This window comes from Paenibacillus sp. FW126-R14, from assembly GCF_058789495.1.
The window spans coordinates 25,537-44,864 of the sequence record NZ_JBYTBS010000009.1 but is presented as its reverse complement, the minus strand read 5'-3'; the positions used below and the strand labels follow the sequence as shown (position 1 = coordinate 44,864).

General features: G+C 45.9%; 17 protein-coding genes. 16 read left to right on the top strand and 1 reads right to left on the bottom strand.

Translation table 11 applies throughout. The features are described from left to right. Positions 1-58: 58 nt before the first annotated feature. The 12 genes from AC3WRW_RS08680 (at position 59) to AC3WRW_RS08625 (ending at position 12,593) form a co-directional block, all read left to right on the top strand. Positions 59-1,198, top strand: coding sequence for a BclA C-terminal domain-containing protein (locus AC3WRW_RS08680; protein WP_492545934.1), 1,140 nt, complete (start codon positions 59-61; stop codon positions 1,196-1,198). Between the two features lie 328 nt (positions 1,199-1,526). Further along, positions 1,527-2,453 (top strand): carbohydrate kinase family protein, encoded by a 927-nt coding sequence (locus tag AC3WRW_RS08675; RefSeq protein WP_492545933.1) that lies wholly within the window; start codon positions 1,527-1,529, stop codon positions 2,451-2,453. A 21-nt stretch (positions 2,454-2,474) separates the two neighbouring features. Beyond that, a complete protein-coding gene (locus tag AC3WRW_RS08670; RefSeq protein WP_492545932.1) occupies positions 2,475-3,416 on the top strand; it encodes an aldo/keto reductase in 942 nt (313 codons plus the stop codon). Further along, the gene (locus AC3WRW_RS08665) at positions 3,413-4,174 is read left to right on the top strand and encodes a sugar phosphate isomerase/epimerase family protein (RefSeq protein ID WP_492545931.1); all 762 of its coding nucleotides are present in this window, start codon (positions 3,413-3,415) and stop codon (positions 4,172-4,174) included. The genes AC3WRW_RS08670 and AC3WRW_RS08665 overlap by 4 nt, the downstream gene beginning before the upstream one ends. A 182-nt stretch (positions 4,175-4,356) precedes the next feature. Continuing rightward, complete coding sequence (locus AC3WRW_RS08660; protein ID WP_492546067.1) at positions 4,357-5,283, top strand: ABC transporter permease; 927 nt, start codon at positions 4,357-4,359, stop codon at positions 5,281-5,283. Positions 5,284-5,363: 80 nt separating this feature from the next. Next, the gene (locus AC3WRW_RS08655; RefSeq protein ID WP_492545930.1) at positions 5,364-7,094 is read left to right on the top strand and encodes an extracellular solute-binding protein; all 1,731 of its coding nucleotides are present in this window, start codon (positions 5,364-5,366) and stop codon (positions 7,092-7,094) included. 73 nt (positions 7,095-7,167) lie between these two features. Beyond that, positions 7,168-8,079, top strand: a complete 912-nt coding sequence (locus AC3WRW_RS08650) for a carbohydrate ABC transporter permease (protein ID WP_492545929.1) — start codon at positions 7,168-7,170, stop codon at positions 8,077-8,079. Between the two features lie 23 nt (positions 8,080-8,102). Then, positions 8,103-8,990, top strand: a complete 888-nt coding sequence (locus AC3WRW_RS08645; RefSeq protein WP_492545928.1) for a PHP domain-containing protein — start codon at positions 8,103-8,105, stop codon at positions 8,988-8,990. Positions 8,991-9,024: 34 nt separating this feature from the next. After that, positions 9,025-10,044 (top strand): LacI family DNA-binding transcriptional regulator, encoded by a 1,020-nt coding sequence (locus tag AC3WRW_RS08640; protein WP_492545927.1) that lies wholly within the window; start codon positions 9,025-9,027, stop codon positions 10,042-10,044. 110 nt (positions 10,045-10,154) lie between these two features. Then, positions 10,155-11,054: a metallophosphoesterase family protein gene (locus AC3WRW_RS08635; RefSeq protein WP_492545926.1), complete on the top strand. Its 900-nt coding sequence runs from the start codon at positions 10,155-10,157 to the stop codon at positions 11,052-11,054. Positions 11,055-11,110: 56 nt separating this feature from the next. Beyond that, on the top strand, positions 11,111-11,800 hold the full coding sequence (locus tag AC3WRW_RS08630; RefSeq protein WP_492546066.1) for an MgtC/SapB family protein: 690 nt from the start codon (positions 11,111-11,113) through the stop codon (positions 11,798-11,800). A gap of 31 nt (positions 11,801-11,831) precedes the next feature. Continuing rightward, positions 11,832-12,593 carry a glycerophosphodiester phosphodiesterase gene (locus tag AC3WRW_RS08625; protein WP_492545925.1) on the top strand — a complete coding sequence of 254 codons (762 nt, stop codon included), beginning with the start codon at positions 11,832-11,834 and terminating at the stop codon, positions 12,591-12,593. A 98-nt stretch (positions 12,594-12,691) separates the two neighbouring features. On the opposite strand, the gene AC3WRW_RS08620 is transcribed toward AC3WRW_RS08625, so the two are convergent. After that, positions 12,692-14,317, bottom strand: a complete 1,626-nt coding sequence (locus tag AC3WRW_RS08620) for a peptidase inhibitor family I36 protein (protein ID WP_492545924.1) — start codon at positions 14,315-14,317, stop codon at positions 12,692-12,694. A 275-nt stretch (positions 14,318-14,592) separates the two neighbouring features. On the opposite strand from AC3WRW_RS08620, the gene AC3WRW_RS08615 reads away from it, so the two are divergent. The 4 genes from AC3WRW_RS08615 (at position 14,593) to AC3WRW_RS08600 (ending at position 19,262) form a co-directional block, all read left to right on the top strand. Further along, positions 14,593-15,057, top strand: coding sequence for a hypothetical protein (locus tag AC3WRW_RS08615; RefSeq protein ID WP_492545923.1), 465 nt, complete (start codon positions 14,593-14,595; stop codon positions 15,055-15,057). After that, positions 15,054-16,073, top strand: a complete 1,020-nt coding sequence (locus AC3WRW_RS08610; RefSeq protein ID WP_492545922.1) for a CehA/McbA family metallohydrolase — start codon at positions 15,054-15,056, stop codon at positions 16,071-16,073. The genes AC3WRW_RS08615 and AC3WRW_RS08610 overlap by 4 nt, the downstream gene beginning before the upstream one ends. 245 nt (positions 16,074-16,318) lie before the next feature. Then, positions 16,319-18,574, top strand: a complete 2,256-nt coding sequence (locus AC3WRW_RS08605; protein WP_492545921.1) for a type IA DNA topoisomerase — start codon at positions 16,319-16,321, stop codon at positions 18,572-18,574. After that, positions 18,537-19,262 carry a uracil-DNA glycosylase gene (locus AC3WRW_RS08600; protein ID WP_492545920.1) on the top strand — a complete coding sequence of 242 codons (726 nt, stop codon included), beginning with the start codon at positions 18,537-18,539 and terminating at the stop codon, positions 19,260-19,262. The genes AC3WRW_RS08605 and AC3WRW_RS08600 overlap by 38 nt, the downstream gene beginning before the upstream one ends. Positions 19,263-19,328: the final 66 nt, after the last annotated feature.

Sequence of the window (19,328 nt, the reverse complement as noted above, 5' to 3'; positions counted from 1 at the left end):
AAAAGTCAGCTCTTTTCGTATTTCTTTGACTATAGAGAAGAAAGTGGGGGATATCAAGATGTACGATGACGAGGATTTTCCCAATATTACACCTGTAATTTCTATTACCCGAGATGAAGCCATCAATTTACTGTTAGCCTCCATTGCTTTGGAGGAACTGGGATTGAGTCACATTTTGAACGCGGAAGGAGAAAAGCTGCAGTATGTACTAGGCACTCTTCCAGGTACTACACCAGTAGCAGTAACGATCAGCGATATTTTGCTGGTTAATGAAAGCATAAAGAATACGATTGCGGCTGTGAGCTTGGAGGAGGCCATTCTGCAAGCTAAACTGGCGGATGTTTTGTCTGCGCCGACATTAATAGGTCCTACGGGTCCAACTGGACCTACAGGTCCTGCTGGCGGTCCAGTTGGACCAACGGGAGCTACGGGAGCTACGGGAGCTACGGGGGATCCGGGAGCTACGGGGGATCCGGGAGCTACGGGAGCGACAGGGGCGACGGGAGATCCGGGAGCAGCTGGGGCGACAGGAGCAGCGGGAGCGACAGGAGCAGCCGGGGCTACGGGAGCAGCGGGAGCGACAGGAGCAGTGGGAGCGACAGGAGCAGCGGGAGCGACAGGAGCAGCGGGAGCGACAGGAGCGGCTGGGGCGACAGGAGCAGCGGGAGCGACGGGAGCAGCGGGAGCGACAGGAGCAGCCGGGGCTACGGGAGCAGCCGGGGCGACAGGAGCAGCTGGAGCTACAGGAGCAGCGGGAGCTACAGGAGCTACAGGAGCTACAGGAGCCACGGGTACTAGCACGACAGCTACTTCAGCGTATGGGGCAAATACTTCAGGGACTTTGTTGGTTGTATTGGGGGGGCTCAATATCCCATTGCCCAATAATCAGTACTTAGGACCGGGGATCACGATAAACGGTGCCAATACCACTTTTACGCTTGCGAATGCCGGTACTTACTACTTTTCCTACAAAATAAACGCAACAGCAGGGGTGCTGGCGCAATCACGCGTTTTATTGAATGGCACTGCCATCCCAGCGTCTGTGAATACGCCTGCGGTTGCGGCGTCATCTTATATCGCGGATTTTATTACAACAGCAACGGCGGGTTCAACCGTTATCCTCCAGGTTTTCGGCATCGTGGCTACGGTTGTTTTAGCACCTCCTGGGGCGACAATTAATATCATTCAACTTAGCTAAAATGATTGCTGGTTTTGCGAAAAGGTACGGCTTGCTCGTCATGGATTATGATGCGGGAAGGTCAGCATATCTCTTCGCTTTCCAGCTTCATTTTTGGCAAATTTCATTCAAATAAAAACTGATTGACAAGTAAAAACAGTCTTGTATAATAACTTATAGGTAAAGCGGATTCATTGATTATTCAGTTAATTTATTTTGATTGCTTTTTTTTAAGCTATTATGGAATCGATACCAGAACACATGGTATTATTTTTTGCCCCTTATATGGTATCGATTCCACAAAGGGTGCAAAGTTGATCGTTATTTGGATCGGAAGAGGGAGATTTCATTGAAAAAATTTGATTCGGTTGTCATCGGTGATGCCAATATAGATCTTGTTGTAGCTGGGCTTAACCATTTTCCTAAGCCAGGACAGGAGATTTTTGTTGAAAATATGACGAAGCATATCGGCGGGGGAGCTGCTTTATTTGCGATCTCACTTACTAAGCTCGGATCACGAGTAGCATTTAACGGTGTTCTGGGGAATGATGACTATGGACATTTTATCCGAAAAAAATTTAATCAATATGGTATCGATACCAGCTTGATTAAGACGAGTGATACGAGTCATACCGGTATTACGATAGCGATTAATCCGGAAACGGATCGTTCGTTTATTACCTACGCAGGCTCAAACTTGGAACTCAAAATTAGCCGATTGGACTTGTCAGAAATCGCTCAAGGCAAACATGTACACGTCACCGGCTATCGGGGAAGACAAAACCATGAAGAATTCATGGCAATGGCGAAAACACTCAAGGAAATGGGAGTCACACTCTCTTGCGACTTAGGTTGGGACGATTCCGGCGAATGGTTTAAAGGCGTATTTGATTTGATGAAGTATTTCGATGTGTTTCTAATGAACGAAACGGAAGCACTTCATTATACAGGTCTCGATACCATAGACGAGAGCTTGCGTTTTATGAAAAACTATTGCAGCCATTTTGTCGTTAAGCTTGGGCAGAAAGGGGCTGTTGCGATGAAGGATAGCGTACAGACGTACCTTTCGGCCTATCAAGTTGAAACCATTGATACGACGGGTGCGGGAGATGCCTTTAATGCCGGATATTTATTTGGTTATTTGTCGGGGCAAGAAGTGGAAACCTGTTTGAAATATGGAAACGCTTGCGGGGCACTGTCTGTCGGCGCTTACGGCGGTAGTACAGGCGCACCGAATCTGGATGAGCTTGAGACATTTATTAATGGCAAAATATAAAGCCCAGAAGGAGGAATCAATATGAAATATTTGCAAATTCCCGGAGTAGACAAACCTATATCCCGGTTGTTCATGGGAACAGGAGATTTGAGAAAGCTGGAACAACCGGAGCGTACCATGCTGGATGCCTTCATCGCAGCAGGCGGCAATGCTTTTGATACCGCTCATCAATATAGAAATAAAGAAAAGATTCTCGGTCAATGGCTGGCAGAAAATAATCTTAGAGAACATGTCGTTATTATGACCAAAGGCGCTCATCATGATGATGGCAGTCCGGGTCCAAGGGTGAACCCGCAAGCAATCCGCAAGGATTTGTCGGAGAGTTTGGAGAGACTTGGTACAGATTATGTAGATTTGTATGCTCTGCACCGAGACGATCCAGGCGTAGAGGTCGGACCCATTATGGAAGAGCTGAATGAGCATATTCAAGCTAAGCGTATACGAGCTATCGGAGCTTCGAATTGGTCGTACACGCGCATTCAGGAAGCGAATGAATATGCGGCCTCCCATAAGCTTATCGGGTTTACGTTTAACAGTCCTAACTTAAGTCTTGCTAAAGCAAATGAGCCTAGATGGGAGGGCTGCATTTCAGCAGACGAGGCAACCTGCCTGTGGCATGATAGCAATCAGCTTCCGCTCTTGGCTTGGTCTTCGCAGGCTGGGGGATTTTTCTCGGGAAACTTTTCACCGTACAATCGGTCTGATGAAGAAATGGTGAGAGTCTACTACAGCGAGGGCAACTGGGAGCGGTATCGCCGTGCAGTGAAGCTTGCTGCGGAGAAACAAGTAACCTCCATTCAAATCGCCTTATCCTACGTGTTGAATCAATCATTCCCGACCTGCGCGATAATTGGTCCACGGAAGCCAGAAGAACTTCAATCTTCGATAGCATCTATGAATCTTCAATTAACTCCAAAGGAGATCGCTTGGCTGGATTTGAAAAAGGAGGAGATTGCGAAATGATCAGACACAAACTGGCAGCTCAATTGTATACATTAAGAAACGAAGTGAAAAAGGATTTCCCAAACGTTCTGAGAGACTTGAAAAAAATGGGGTGGGCAGCCGTTCAGATTGACGGATTGCACGGTTACCCTGCGGCAGAGATCGCAGCCGTTATGAAGGAAACCGGATTACAAACGGCCGGCATGCATGTTGGTCTGGATCGAATGAAAAACGATTTGGATGCTGTGTTGGAAGAAGCCCGATTATTCAATACCAAAGATTTCATCTGTCACTCGCTGCCGGATGAATTGATGAATCCGGAAGGATATGTAAGCGTTAGCAAAGATTTGCACGAAGTTAGTGCCAAAGTTAGTGACAGGGGATTGCGTGTTGGCTATCACAATCACGATTTTGAATTTCATACCCTCATAGATGGGAAATTTGCACTTGAATATGTGCTTGATGATCTGACTATTTTCCCTGAAATCGATACCTATTGGGTAAAGAAGGCGGGTCAAGATCCGTTAGCGTTCATCCAAAATTATGCATTCCGCATGCCCATTCTCCATTTGAAAGATATGACGGCGGACGGACGGAACTATTTCGCAGAGATCGGAACAGGATTGATCGATTTTGCACCCATTCTACAGTGGGGATTACAAAATGGCGTAGAGTGGTTTGCCGTTGAACAAGATTACTGTGCGAATAACCCGATGGATAGCCTAGCTTTAAGCTTTTCCAATTTGATGGAGTTAGAGAAAACTATCGCCTTATCTTGAAAGTGCTTTCAGGATAGTTTCCGCTTTACAAAACATTTAAGAAAGCACAGATTAAATGCTATTGTCAAATGAAAGTAATGGGACTTATACTAAGATCAGAACATATATGGTACCGATACCATATTGAAGCCAATGAAAGGTGGTATGAGATGGAAACGAATTTGATGCAAGCTGGAATCGATATTGCGAAGAGGAAGCGAAGCTCTCTTTTGGTTAAAAGAATATGGAAACATAAGCAACTGTATCTCATGCTTTTTCCTTGTATCTTGTTTTTCTTCATTTTTTCGTATATCCCAATGGGAGGGCTCATGCTGGCTTTCAAGGATTACCAATTTAATAAAGGGATCATTGGAAGTCCTTGGGTAGGCCTGTCGTACTTTAAAGCTTTTTTTAACGATTATCAAAGCGGGCAATTGATTAGAAATACTTTAATTATTAGCAGTATCAAGCTTTTCATTGGCTTACCTTTTCCGATTCTGCTCGCGCTGATGTTTAACGAGGTTAGAAATCGGAGATTTCGGGGCATCACACAAAGCATATCCTATCTTCCGCATTTTCTGTCATGGGTTATCGTCGTCGGTCTCATGCAGCGGATGCTCGCACCTGAAACAGGGCTGCTTAACGAGGCAATCCGATTTTTCGGAGGGGACGGAAGCACTTTCTTCATGATGGAAAGCAAGTATTTCTATCCGCTTATGTTCGGAAGTCATATCTGGAAAAGCATTGGATGGGATTCAATCATCTATCTGGCCGCAATGGCTGGCATTAATGTGGAGTTATATGAAGCGGCTAGAATTGACGGCGCTAACAAATGGCATGAAATCTGGCATGTAACCTTGCCAGGTATACGACTGACGATATCGATTCTCTTTATTTTATCGCTTGGCAGCATTCTTAATGCAGGCTTTGATCAGATCTATCTAATGAGAACGCCGGGAAATATGGAGCTGGCCGATATTCTGGATACGTATATTATTCGCGTAGGACTTAAAGACGGACAATACGGTTATGCGACAGCTGTTGGTTTGATGCAGGGTCTCATTGGGTTATTTCTTGTTATTGGAGCAAATCGGGCATCCAAAAAGTTTACGGATGAATCAGTATGGTAGCGGTTTCAGTATTCCGGTTTTTTGTTGAATACACCTCAAGGTGTTTTTCATAAAAATTAAAGTGAGATGGGGAATTGAGAATGCACAAAAGAAGGGTCAAATGGTTATTGGTGCCTTTAGCAGCAACATTACTTCTTGCAGGGTGTGAAAGTTCTAACTTAACAGCAGGCGAAGGCGCGAAATCATCGCCAGATGCGAACAACAGCGGCAAGCCTGCAACCTGGATTGCAGACCGAACCATCAAGGGTCTCCTGTTTATTGACAGTGACGATGTATCGAAAGACATTAACCCCGAAATTGCCAAAAAACTGAAAGAGATGACAGGGATTACGCTGCAAATGGATAGCGTTAACTCGGATCATGCGATCGACGGTTTGATTGCCGGGCTTGCTTCCAACGATTTGCCGGACTTTATCGCCTTTTATCTGAATAACAGCGCACGTCAGGAAATGCCGGTCATTTTGAAAGCTGCCAAGCAGGATATGTTCACAGACCTCACTCCTTTAATGAAAAACTCTAAAGTGTACAGCAAATATTTGGAAGATAAATTTTTACCGACGGATACGAAGAATGCCATCATGTTTCGTCCGGAATTCAATGGCTCCAGCTATTTTGTCCATATGAATATTGCCAGAGAAGGCGGATATCGGGAGCAGAAGTATATTCAAGGAGCATACATTCGTAAAGATATCGCGGATGCACTGAATGTTGACCCGAAAACCATACATACGACGGATCAAGTTTACGAACTGGCTCAAAAAATTAAAGCCGGCAACTTTAAGGATACAAATGGCAAAGATGTGATCCCGATTGGACCACGATATTTTGGAAGCAGCAATAGAGAAAATGGGCCGCTTTTTGATGATCTGACATGGGGCGAGCTTGACCAAGGGTTTGCCAAAGATAAGAACGGTAAAATTATTCATGAAAGCAAAACGGAATATCCGCTCAAGCGTATCGAGTTTGCGCAAAAGCTGTTGAAAGAAAAATTAATGGCACCTGATTATTATGCGATGCAAGAAAACAAAGCGACAGAAGGAGCAATCAACCATTCCTTCGGTATCATCGCATCGATGAATAATTATTTGGATTTCGATAAAGATATGAGCTATTTGCCGCTTGGCCCTATTGATTCCGTGGATGGTCCCTATCATATGCAGGTTGACTATAAGAGCGGCTATAATGCTTGGGCGATTCCGAAAACAACGAAAAATCCGCAGGATATTGTCAAATTCGCCGATTTCTTAGCTAGCCGTGAAGGCAAACTGCTCTGGCAGTACGGTCTGGAAGGAAGAGACTATACGCTGGATGCCAAAGGCAATCCTTTGGTCAAACAAGAAGTGCTTGACCTGAAGAAGAAAGATCCCAAAGCCGCTAAAGAGCTTGGATTTGATGGTGTAGGCAATGGCTGGGGAGGGTATCTGGGCAGTACAGATATCAACCGATTAGCCGATTTCGGCGAAATGCAATTTGGCGATTCCGCCATGCCCAATACGGTATCCGCACCTCTGAAAATTGCCGATTATTGGGGGTTTGACGAGAAAAAGAAAAATGCTACCGTCAACGATGGTTACCGTCCGCGCGCCTTCCTGAGCGAGTTCGCTAAAGGCACGGAATTGAAAACAGCCTTAACCAATTATAATGAAAGCATCATCCGCGCGATCTATGCGAAGAGTCCGGATGAGGTGCAGAAAATTCTTGATGCTGCAAAAAAACAGCTGCAGGCAGCAGGCTTGGACGAATACGAAGCATTGCTTCAGAAAAAAGACAGCGATCCCAAAACGAAAGTCGTTATTATCAATAACAATTAATCGAATGATGATGAGTTGAGAATTCGGTGCCCCCGGCACGGGGGCCTGATTCTCAGCACGGGGAGAGATGAACGTGGGACATGAATTTTACAAGCTCTCTAAAGGTGAAAAGCTATTTAAGTTCATTAATTATGCGTTAATAGTACTTCTGTGCTTATCCATTGTTTTGCCCTTTCTGAACATACTTGCACTCTCTTTCAATGCAGGGAAAGACGCCGAAAGGGGCGGTATTTATTTCTGGCCACGAGTCTGGACGCTTGAAAACTACAATGAAGTGTTTAATTCGGCTAATATTGGCAGAGCCTTTGCCATATCTATATTCCGCACGGCTCTCGGCACCATAGCAGGCATCTTTTTGTCCACAATGGCGGCATATGCGCTAAAAAGCAAGACATTGCCCGGCGTACGGTTTTTTACCCTTATGATTTTCTTTACCATGCTATTCTCTGGCGGTATTATTCCTTACTATATGCTGCTCAAAAGCCTGCATTTGACCAATACGATTTGGGTATATGTCATACCGGTGCTATACAGTGCATGGAATCTGATCATCATGCGGACATTTTTCCAGCAATTAAGCATCTCTCTGGAAGAATCGGCAAAGCTTGACGGCTGTAGCGATTTCGGTATTTTATGGCGAATTATTTTGCCGCTAAGCAAGCCTGTTCTTGCAACGATTTCGCTATTTACAGCTGTGAGTCACTGGAATGATTGGTTTACAGGCACCTTTTATATAAGAACGGCTTCCTTGAGGCCATTATCCACCTTGCTCCAAGAGATGCTGACCAAGCAGGATGCCATTCGGGAATCCCTTATGCAGACGGCCGGTGCCGATCAGATGTTAATGCTCCAACAGGTGCAGCTTACCGGGGATTCTCTGAAAATGGCGACAATTATAGTGGTCGTAACGCCAATTATTCTCGTTTACCCATTTATTCAAAAATATTTTGCTAAAGGTGCCATGATCGGGTCTGTTAAAGAATAAAGGATGCTAAGGAGATGCTTGAAATGAACATTATTAATCCATACGACAAACAGGGCATTTGGCTAAGAGGCAGCTTTCATAACCACACGACGAACAGCGATGGTCATCATCCCCTTTCAACCGTGTACCGGATGTATCATGATTATGACTTTCTAGGTATTTCTGATCATGATCGGATTACTCCGCACGAAGGGGAGCGGACGATTCCGACCGTTTTCGAAGCGATTGAAGTCAGCAGTTCCCAAACCCATATGCTGCTGGTAAATCCTCCAGCTTCCTTGATGGAAGGCTATTCCAATGAATTTACGATAAGCAACTATCAGCGGCTCTCGGATCTGTGTGTGAATAATAACGGACTTTCCATTCTTGCCCATCCGAACCGATTTTTCTCGCATTATTGGCGTCATGAAGATATACTTAGCATGAAACGTTTCAATGGTATAGAGGTCGTGAACGGCGATGGAAATCCCGAGTACGATATTGCTTTCGATAAATGGGACTTTGTATTGTCTGCGGGCCGCAAGGTGTGGGGGTTCGGGAATGATGATTCCCATGTGTACGGGCAAGAGAAGCGGGCCTGGAATATGGTACTCGCGGCAGACAATACGAAGGAATCTATTCTTTCGGCGATTCGGGAAGGCAGCTTCTATGTTTCCACAGGGTATGGACTAGAAGGGGTGCGTGTTGAAGGCGACCAAATCATCTTTGATCTGCGGTCTAGCCCGTTGTATGATAATATGTATAAATATGTCACATTGTTCGGAAAAGAAGGCCGAATACTGCAGGAAGAAACAAGAAGAATCAAGCAGGTGAAGTATACTTGCAAAGGAGATGAAGGGTACGTCCGCATGGCTGTTTATTTGGAGGGGGGCTACGCTGCTTTCTCTCAGCCGCTTTTTGTGGAAGCCTAGAATAGAATGTTGCGAGCAGGAAGGATGAAAAATCATGGCGCCAAAGATTAAAGATGTAGCCAAAAAAGCAGGAGTCTCTGTGACGACTGTTTCTAGAGTGCTAAACGGAGAAAAATACGTCAAGGACGATCTGAAACACAAAGTCAAACTTGCAATTGAAGAACTCGGCTATGCGCCAAGTCATATTGCGAGGAGCTTAGTGCGGAAAAAAACGAACCTCATTGGCGTTATTGTTCCCGATCTGACATCGAGTTTCTATTCAACGATATTGAGCAGTATTGAAGAAACGGCGAGCTTGAGTGATTATAATCTTCTTGTCTGCAACATTATTGAGGATATCGATAAAGAGCTGAAATATTTGAAAGTATTTAAAGAAATGCGCGTAGACGGCATTATTATTATGCATGAGAAACTAAGCGATGAAATACGCGGTTTTATCAATAAATTGGATGTGCCCGTCATTTTCTCAAGCGTAAGACCTGTCGATCAAAAATTCGTTTCTCTCATTATAGATGATTACCAAGCATCGTTTGATGCGACCAACTATTTAATCGAGCTGGGGCATGAGCGCATTGCTTTTATTGGAGGCGATATGAGGGATGTCACCTCAGGTCAGAATCGATATGTAGGCTACCGCAATGCCCTCACAACCCGGCAGGTTAAAATCGTATATGACTATATAAGGTTCGGCGACTATAAAATGCAAAGCGGCTATGATTTGATGAAGGAATTACTAGCCTGTGAGCCGCGGCCGACCGCGGTATTCGCAGTCAGTGACGATATGGCTGTCGGAGCTATGAATTGCGTACACGATCACCAGCTGAAGGTGCCCGACGATATATCCATTATCGGTTTCGATGGCAGTCAACTGACGGAATTGGTTCGTCCGAGGTTAACCTCCATGGAGCAGCCGATTCATGAAATGGGGAAGCTGACAGTCGAAACATTGATCCAGTTAATTGAGGATCAAGCAGAAGGTCCGAAAGACGATTTGATACTAGGACACAAGCTTGTCGAACGCGACAGCTGCAAGGCAATCTGCAAAGCGGATTAAACAGGGGCAGAGCAGTCCTCGGATTAGATAGCTACGATTAATATAATCGGGAGCTAATCGGAATGATCTGGTATCGATACCAGAAATAAAAGGAAGAGGGGCTATCGCATATGGCACAAAATGTTAAGTTTCGTGAGGATGGATCTTTTACAATTGTACAATTTACGGATTTACATATCGGCGGTGACGAGAATAACGAGAAAGATTTGCGAACGCTCGCTTTGATGAAAGATGTGCTCACCGATGTGAAGCCGGATTTGATCGTTCATACCGGCGATCTGATATCGAGCGGCGGGGTTGCCGACCCTCAAGCTTCGTTTCGGCGGGCGATTTCTCCTGCGATTCAATCGGGCATCCCTTGGACGCATGTATACGGCAATCACGATGCCGAGGAGAATGTGACGAACGAAGAGCTTATGGACATTGCTTTGGAATATGATTCCTGCTACTCGCAAAAGGGTCCGTCCGAATTAACCGGCGTAGGCAATTACATCTTGACGATTGAGAGCTCGCAATCAAGCAAACAAGCGGCTGTGCTTTATTTCCTCGATTCAGGAGCAATGGCGCCGAAATCGATCGGCGGCTATGCGTGGATAGCGGCCGATCAAGTGCATTGGTATAAGCAGCAAGCTCTTGCTATTAGAGAGCGTAACGGGGCTGCGCTGCCTGGACTTGCTTTTTTTCATATTCCGCTTCCTGAGTACAACGATGTATGGGAACTGGGTAAAGTGAGCGGCATGAAGCTTGAGAAGGTGTGTTGTCCAAAGCTCAATAGCGGGTTGTTTGCGGCGATGGCTGAGATGGGGGATGTGATGGGAACCTTCGTAGGTCACGATCATGACAACGACTATTGTGGGAACCTGCACGATATTCAATTGTGTTTTGGCAGGGTCACTGGCTACAACACATACGGAATCTTGCCTCGAGGCGCACGCATTATTCGTCTGCTGGAAGGTCAAATCGTATTTGATACATGGCAGCGGTTGGATGATGGGAGTATCCTAAAATGAAGGGATGATCCGAATTGGCACTTGTTTCCGATCCGGCTGTGTGGCACATCGATCATATGGAGCTTGCGTTTCGCTTAATTATTGCCCTTATATTAGGGGGACTCATCGGATTTGAACGGGAGATGGGAGGACATTCCGCAGGATTTCGAACCCATATTCTCGTATGCATAGGATCTGCAATGATCGTCCTTTTGTCCATTTACGGTTTCGCCGAATTTGCAAATGAACCGAATGTCAGACTAGATCCGGCACGTCTTGCGGCTCAAGTGATCAGTGGGATCGGCTTCTTAGGCGCCGGAACGATTATGCGAACAGGATTTTCCGTGTCGGGACTGACAACGGCTGCTTCGCTTTGGGTGGTTGCCGCAATCGGTTTATCGGTGGGAGCAGGATTTTATTTCGGAGCAGCCATTGCTACAGCGCTCGTAGTCATTTGCTTGTTTTTCTTGAGCAAGTTGGAAGCCGTATTCTCCAAAACAAAAATAAGCCGTGAAATTATATTGAATATTCAGCAGGAAACGGCTAAGCTTCATTATATTATCGATCAAATGAACAGTTATGGCATGCGTATTAAAAAAATCGTCATCGAAACAGGGGAGGCAACCTCTATGAATGAGCGGCTTAATCCGGTGAAGATCCGTTTGCAAATTAAAATGAATCAACCCAAACGTTTTGAGGAAGCGCTCGCATATCTGGCCTCTTTAGAAGGTGTCCTTGGTCTGGAGACCGTATCGACTTCTTTTTAATCGCGAATTCTAGAAAGGTAGTGTTTACTCTATGGGGTTTCAATTTCCAATCATTACAGCTCACTGCGGCAGCATGAACACGCTTGATCACACGCTGCATGCCGTGCAAACAGGGCTTCAGCTTGGTGCAGATGTCGTAGAGGAAGACATCCGAGTGACAAAAGACGGCATCCCGGTGTTGGCTCATAATGATGAATGGGTTTCCGCTGAAGGCTCGAAGTTGTCCATCTCACAAATGACCTACGAACAATTAAGAGAGTTTCAGATTGAAGTCCATCATGGCAATCAACGCGAAACCATTCAAATTTGCAGTTTGGCAGAGATGCTTCCGCTAGTCAAAGCTGCGGGGAAAATCGTGAATTTGGATTTGAAGGTGGACGAGAGTATTGAGCCGGTAGCTGCATTGGTAAAGCAGCTTGACATGGCAAGCCAGGTTTTCCTATCCGGATGTAAGATAGATCGTGCTTTGCTTGCCAAACAGTCCAACCCGGAATTGCGAAAATTGCTGAACACCGAAAGCGATCTTTTCAAAACCCTATCGTATACGGATGCCATGGTAAAAACCTGCGAGGATGCTCTTTCAGCCTCCTGCTTTGGGATCAACATTGAACATACCATCGTTCGCCAAGAATTAGTGAATTATGCAAAATCCTTAGATCTTCCAGTTTATGTATGGACTGTTAATGAAGAAGAATTGATGCGTAAGTATGTAGAGTTGGGCGTTGCGTCTATCACGACACGAAATGTTGCAGCGCTGGTGAACTTGAAGCAGCAGATGGGATTGAGTGTCTAAGTTTGCATGTGAGCCAAATTACGAAAAGGAGAGCCGAAGAAGCTCTTCTTTTCGTAATTTAGGCATGTATGATTCTCGTACGGAAGCCCTTTCAGAATCTAAGGAAGCTTATACACCTTTATGGAGCTGATCTTATCATTCCAGCCGCCAAGAGACGGGGCATCCGCCGTGTACGTATTCATACTTCCTTGATAATTAGCATGCTCAAATACTTCAACTCGATAGGGGCCTACAATTTTGATGGAAGAAACAGCATCATGGCCAACGGAAGTCAACCCCATATCGGACTCATTCTGTATGAAACGAACGCTTTTTCCTTCAAAGTTGCTATGTTGATAAACATAAACGCCAGGTTCATCCTCCAATCGTTGAACACGGAGAGACGAAACCCTGTTATCGCCAATTGGAAGGGACACAATATTGGAATTGCTTGCATTCAAAACAGATTTGGTTCCTTGGTAATTCGAATTCTCGTAAAGCTCAACTTTATATGGCCCAACAATCTTAACCGAGCTAATCGTGTCATTGCCTATTGTATAGTCCGTTAAATTATCGGCTTCTCCCAAAAAGCGATTTACCCTGCCATTATAGTCGGGGTGCTCGTATACGTAGACGCCTTGATCCGTGCCATCCGGATCCTTGTATTTCATGTTCAGTCGTTTAATCACATTAACGATATCGCAATTATTGAAAAAGTCAGTCATGACGATGTTAATTCGCTGGTTGGTCCAATTGCTTTGTAAACCATCCATAGCCACTGTATTCGCTGCGCCTGCCACATCAGCGATGCTTGTTGTTGACACGGTAGTTGGCGTTACGACGTTTTGCAAAACATGAAACATGTTCGGGTAATTGCCAGCCGTATTCACTTCAGATTGAAGCGCTTGCTTCATCGCTTGCGAGTTGCTTTCGTTCACCCATTGCGAGCGCATGAAGTTTTTGCGATTCCATATCCAAGATTCATTCATAAAGGGGCTCGGAACATCTTTCCCCGTTTCATGCGTAGTCGGTCCTGACCAATAGTTATGATCGCCATAAAGAACAAAGACCCGTTTGTTTTCGCTCCAAAGCTGCCCGAGAGTTACATTTACTCCGTAAGTGTTTGGAACGAGCATATTCCCCAGGTGATACTGAATGCGGTCTTTTAAATAGGTATAGCTGTTCGTGTTCATTTCATGGAAATGTTGAAAATCCAGCACAACAATTTCTTTGGAATTGGCATTGAGAAAGTCCTTCGTCGCCTGCAGGATATCTTCCACATATTCGCCATAGAGTCCGTGCATAGTGCGGAGCGCGTTATCCTGTTGATGAAGGGTTAATCCTGAAAACCAGAAATTAGGTCCTACGCGTAAATCGAGGTAACGGACACCAAGATTCAATTGATCGGAAACCTTGTAATCCTGGGCTCTGGACTTATTTTTGAGCGGGGCGACTTGCACGGCATATTGGGCCCATTCACGAGGATTGATAATATCGGGAGCTACGGCACTATCGAAGCCGGACTCATTAAACACTCCGGTTCCGGAATCATGTGTGCCTGGTAAGATGACATCTCTGATTGAAGTATTTGCAAAGTTGGGGTTCATATTGTTGACTTGTTCCATCCAGTTGCGATTGGAGGTTGAATTATACTCAGCATGTGCTGGCACGACAGCAGTAAGTGCAATGCTAGAAATCAGGGCAATCGCAGCTAGAGCTTGGGAAGTAAGTTTCTTTAAGCGCATGAAAGATCGACTCCTTTGTCATAAAAAGTGATTTTTCAAAACCGTTCAATATGGTATCGATTCCATATCGAGCATTATTTAATCCATCAGCATTCCCCCTCGTTGATTGTTGGTTGATTGATACAAGGTAATCTTATTTGATTCAGGGAGCTGCGGTCAAGATTATTATTTTTATATGTCTAGACATCTTTTCGGGAAAAATGCATAATAAAAATATAACGTTGTATAGACATCGAATGATAGGGTATGAAATAAGTTGAAATGAAGGTGAAACAGTGAAGTTGATATATGAGACAGCAGGAACTTTATCGTCTGCCGATACGCAAACCCACCGAAGATACCGTTTTCTTGTTTCTGAAAATTGTAAGCGTCTTACTTTGATCTTTGATTATTTTCCAAGCTTTTTGGAGGATGAGGAATTGTCAAAGCAAATGATCCTGGAGGGACAAGCGAAATATGAAGAGCATTCCGAACCTATTGCGTTAGATAGCTGGAGAAAATTTTTGCCGCTAAAAAATTTGTTAACGGTTTCACTGGATGATGCCGTAGAGTTCCGAGGAGCATGTCATCGAAAAAGTGATTCGCAGAGATTATTTATTTCAGCTGAGGAGGCTTCTCCGGGATTGATGCCAGGGCGTCTCATTGCCGGGGAATGGACCGTTACATTAAGCTTTCATGCTATCGTCACGGAACGATGCGAGTTTAAACTTGTGGTGCGGGAAGAGGTGGATTGCTTGTGAGCAAGGAGTGGCTGCCTTATGAACTGCATACGCATACGTATCACAGCGACGGAGAGCATTCATTATTTGAATTGGCCCGAAGCGCCAAAGAGATCGGCTTGTTTGGCATAGCGATGACCGATCACAATACGATGTCTCCGCTTTTGGAATGTGAAGAGGTGCAGCAAGAACTGCGGATCCATATTGTTCATGGTATGGAATGGACGACATTTTTCGGACATATGTTGATCCTTGGCATTACCGATTATGTGGATTGGAGAGACTTGGGGATTAAAGATATTCATGTCGGGATTGAGAGGGTTCATCGGCAAGGGGGGATTGTCGGCATCGCTCATCCTTTTCGCATAGGCAGCCCCATGTGTACCGGATGTTACTGGGAGTATGAAGTAACGAATTGGCATGACGTCGATTATATGGAGGTTTGGTCGTACACGCTGCCTTCCATTATGACAAGCAACCAGAGAGCTTATCGGATGTGGACTGATTTATTAAATCAGGGCTATCGGATTACCGCCGTTTGTGGAAGGGATTGGCATATTTCCTCCAAAAAGACGCAGGAGCCGGTAGCTGTAACTTACTTACAACTGGAAAAGCATGAGTTTCATGCCTTAAATACTGATAAAGCGGTCGTTGAAGCTATTCGAACCGGTGCTGTGAGTGTTACGATGGGACCGCTTTTGTTATTTACGATGGCATCCGCAGCAGTGGAAAGGGTTATTGGTATAGGGGACGAGGTGCCTTCAGCGCACAGTCATCAGATATGGGAAGCTGCTGTTGCTCTGGATATGACTGTACGAGCCGAACATTGGTCTCTAGATGACCAGCAATTTACGATTGTGCTTATTGGCAATTTAGGCGTTATGGCGGAGCGGACTGTTGCTGCTCCTGGATTTTCAATGTCCTGTTCCGTTCCAACCGCAGGGTTGATTTGGCTGAGAGCGGAATTGTATGGGGTAATTGCAAATTGCAGAACGATGATCGCTTTCACGAATCCGATCTTTTTCCAGGCTGAATAGGAGAACTGATGGTGAAATTTCCCTCTAATTTGACTGCAGAACCTCATCAGAATCAGGTGTAAATTTTAGATAGGCGCCTTCATCATGAAGGTGTTTTTTTGTTCCCTCGATGTTTCCTCGAAACACGGATAGGACTTGAAACACTTGTAGCCACTCCTCAAATGACTGTAAGATAAGGAACTATGATATAATTAGGGGTGGATTACATTTGGAGAAATATAAGTTTGATCGGGAGCGAACTATCATTGAAGATATTAGTCATTGCTGAAAAACCGGACATGGGGCGAAATATTGCTTCCGCAATAGAGCCTAAAGCCAAAAATCTCAGGTCCTATTTAGAAGGTGAGCACTATATTATCACCTGGGCGATCGGACATCTGATCGAGCTGGCCGAACCTGATCAATATGATGAGAAATATAAAAAGTGGAACATCAGCCATCTGCCGATTATCCCGGATGAATTCAAGCTGATTCCCAATCCGCGGACGTATGATCAGTTGAAAGTGATTGCGGACCTTGCCAAGAGGTGTGACCAGCTCGTCAATGCTTGCGATGCGGGGCGGGAGGGTCAGCATATCTTTTCGCTGATCCAGCGGCATCTTGGGCTGAATCAGCCGGTGAAGCGCTTATGGATTTCTGACTTGACGTCAGAAACGATTCGGAATGGCTTCGCAACGCTCAAGGACGGGGCCGAATATGAAAATTTAACGCGTGCCGCGCGCTCGCGAAGCGAAGCGGACTGGCTCATTGGCATGAACGGCTCGCGGGCTTTTACGACGAAGCATAATGTCCTGCTATCCGTCGGCCGCGTTCAGACACCGGTGCTTGCTCTCATCTATGACCGCCAGAAGCAGATCGAAGCCTTCTCCTCGCTTAAATTTTACGAGCTCGAGGGGCACTTCACACAAGGGGAGACCACATATCGCGGCATGTGGCAAGGGGAGCGCTTGACGGATCAACCGAAGGTGGAGGCATTAGCTGCCAAGGTGAAGGGGAAGCCGGCCCGAATTATTTCCTATGAAGTCAAGGAAACGAAGGAATATCCGTTCAAATTGTACGATTTGACGCTGCTGCAGCGTGAGGCGAATGGGAAGTATGCCTTCTCGGCGAAGAAGACGCTCGACACCGCGCAAGCCCTTTACGAGAAGCATAAGGTCATTTCCTATCCAAGAACGAATTCCAACTACGTCACGGAACAAAATATTCCGGAAATGCATAAATCATTATCGGCCCTGCAAGGAACCGCGTATCATGATCTTGTTCAGGGAGCTAACCGCAATCTCGTACATAAAAACAATAAAAATATTTGCAATCCGTCCAAGGTGGAAGATCACCATGCGATCCTTCCGACGAATCGGAAAGCGGCCGGACTCAGCCCAGACGAGCAAAAACTGTACGATTTGATCGTAAGGCGATTCTTATCGCAATTTTATCCGCCGGCAGAATATAAGGTCCACACGGTAATGACCGAGGTTGAACAAGAGATGTTCAAAACGACCGTCAAAGAATTGCTGCATTTGGGCTGGAAAGTCATTTACGCCGATCAGAAAAAAGAAAAGCCGAAAAGCTCAAAAGGCAAAGACAAGGAAGAGGAAGAAGACGAAGAGGTTGAAGTCAGCGAGCCTTTCTCGATAAACGCTCAAGGTCAAGTTGTCTGCAGTGACGCCATCGTCAAAGAGAAGGATACGCAGCCGCCAAAGCATTTCAATGAAGGGACGCTGCTCAAAGCGATGGAAAGCGCAGGCAAGCAGATCGAGGACGAGGAGCTTCGCGATGCGATGAAGGATTCGGGCCTCGGTACTCCGGCCACGCGCGCAGCAACCATTGAACGGCTGAAGAAGGTAGGCTATATCGACATGCAGGGCAAGAAGATTGTCCTGACCCAGAAGGGTCGAATGGCCGTCGAATTAATTCGCGGCGCCGGCATCGAGCTGCTGACTTCTCCGGAAATGACAGGACAATGGGAGCGAAGGCTGAACGAAATTTCCCGCGGCACAGCGTCGGACGAGCAATTTATGCGCAATGTGAAAAGATTCGCGACGCTTATCGTAGATAAGGTCCGCGTCCAGGCGAGGGCTGACAAGACAGCCTTCGAAGGCGAAACGCCGGCTGCAGGAGGCAGCAAGCGCAGTTCAGCGAAATCAAGTTCGCAAGCAGCCACAAGCGGCGCCAAAGCCAAAACAGCGTCCAAGAAATCGACCGAAGCCAAGGCGTCTGACGGAGCCAGCACCTTCCTAGCCACATGTCCGAGTCCGGGCTGCGGCGGTTCCCTTTTCATGGGGCGCAAAGGATATGGGTGCTCACACTATAAAGAAGGCTGCAAATTTGTCATTTGGAAGGAAAGCTTCGGACGCAATTTGACGGATGCGCAGGTGCAAGCTCTTGTCAACAAGGGGAAGACGTCTAAGCTAAAGCTCGTTCTTCCGGATGGAACTACGGCTGACGGACGCATCGTTTTGAAAAATGTGGAAACCGGGGAGCTTGGTACGGACACAGAGTAATGGAGGAACACAGGTGTTTTATTTAACGAACGACTGGGATCAAGCAGTAGGTTCCGAATTTGAAGAGCCTTATTTCAAGTCATTATGTGAATTTCTATCTGACGAGTATCAATCGCAGACGATATATCCTGAACAAAATGAGGTCTTGAACGCCTTGCATTTAACGTCCTATGGGGCTGTCAAAGTTGTCATACTGGGACAAGATCCTTATCATGGCAGAGGGCAAGCCCATGGACTCAGTTTTTCGGTCAAACCGGGCATCACACCTCCGCCGTCCCTGCAGAATATGTACAAAGAATTGCAATCTGACTTGGGCTGCTACATCCCGGATAACGGCTGCTTGGTGAGATGGGCGGAACAAGGCGTACTGCTTCTTAACACCGTGTTGACTGTGCGTGCAGACACACCGAATTCCCACAAAGGGAAAGGATGGGAGCGATTTACGGATAAAGTGATCGAGGTGCTGTCCGCGCGGGAGCAGCCCGTTATTTTCGTGCTTTGGGGAAGCCATGCGCAAGCGAAACAGCGGCTAATCGATGCGAAACGTCATCACATTTTGAAGTCGGTTCATCCTAGCCCGCTGTCTTCTTATCGCGGATTTTTTGGCAGCAAGCCTTTTTCGCAGGTAAACGAACTTCTCAAGGGGCTTGGAAGCGAGGAAATAGATTGGCAAATCGCAAATTTATAGTTGAAAAAACATTTGGCATTCCGATCTTTAGGGTGGATAATGAAGATATGGGTGTTGTTGAAGAAA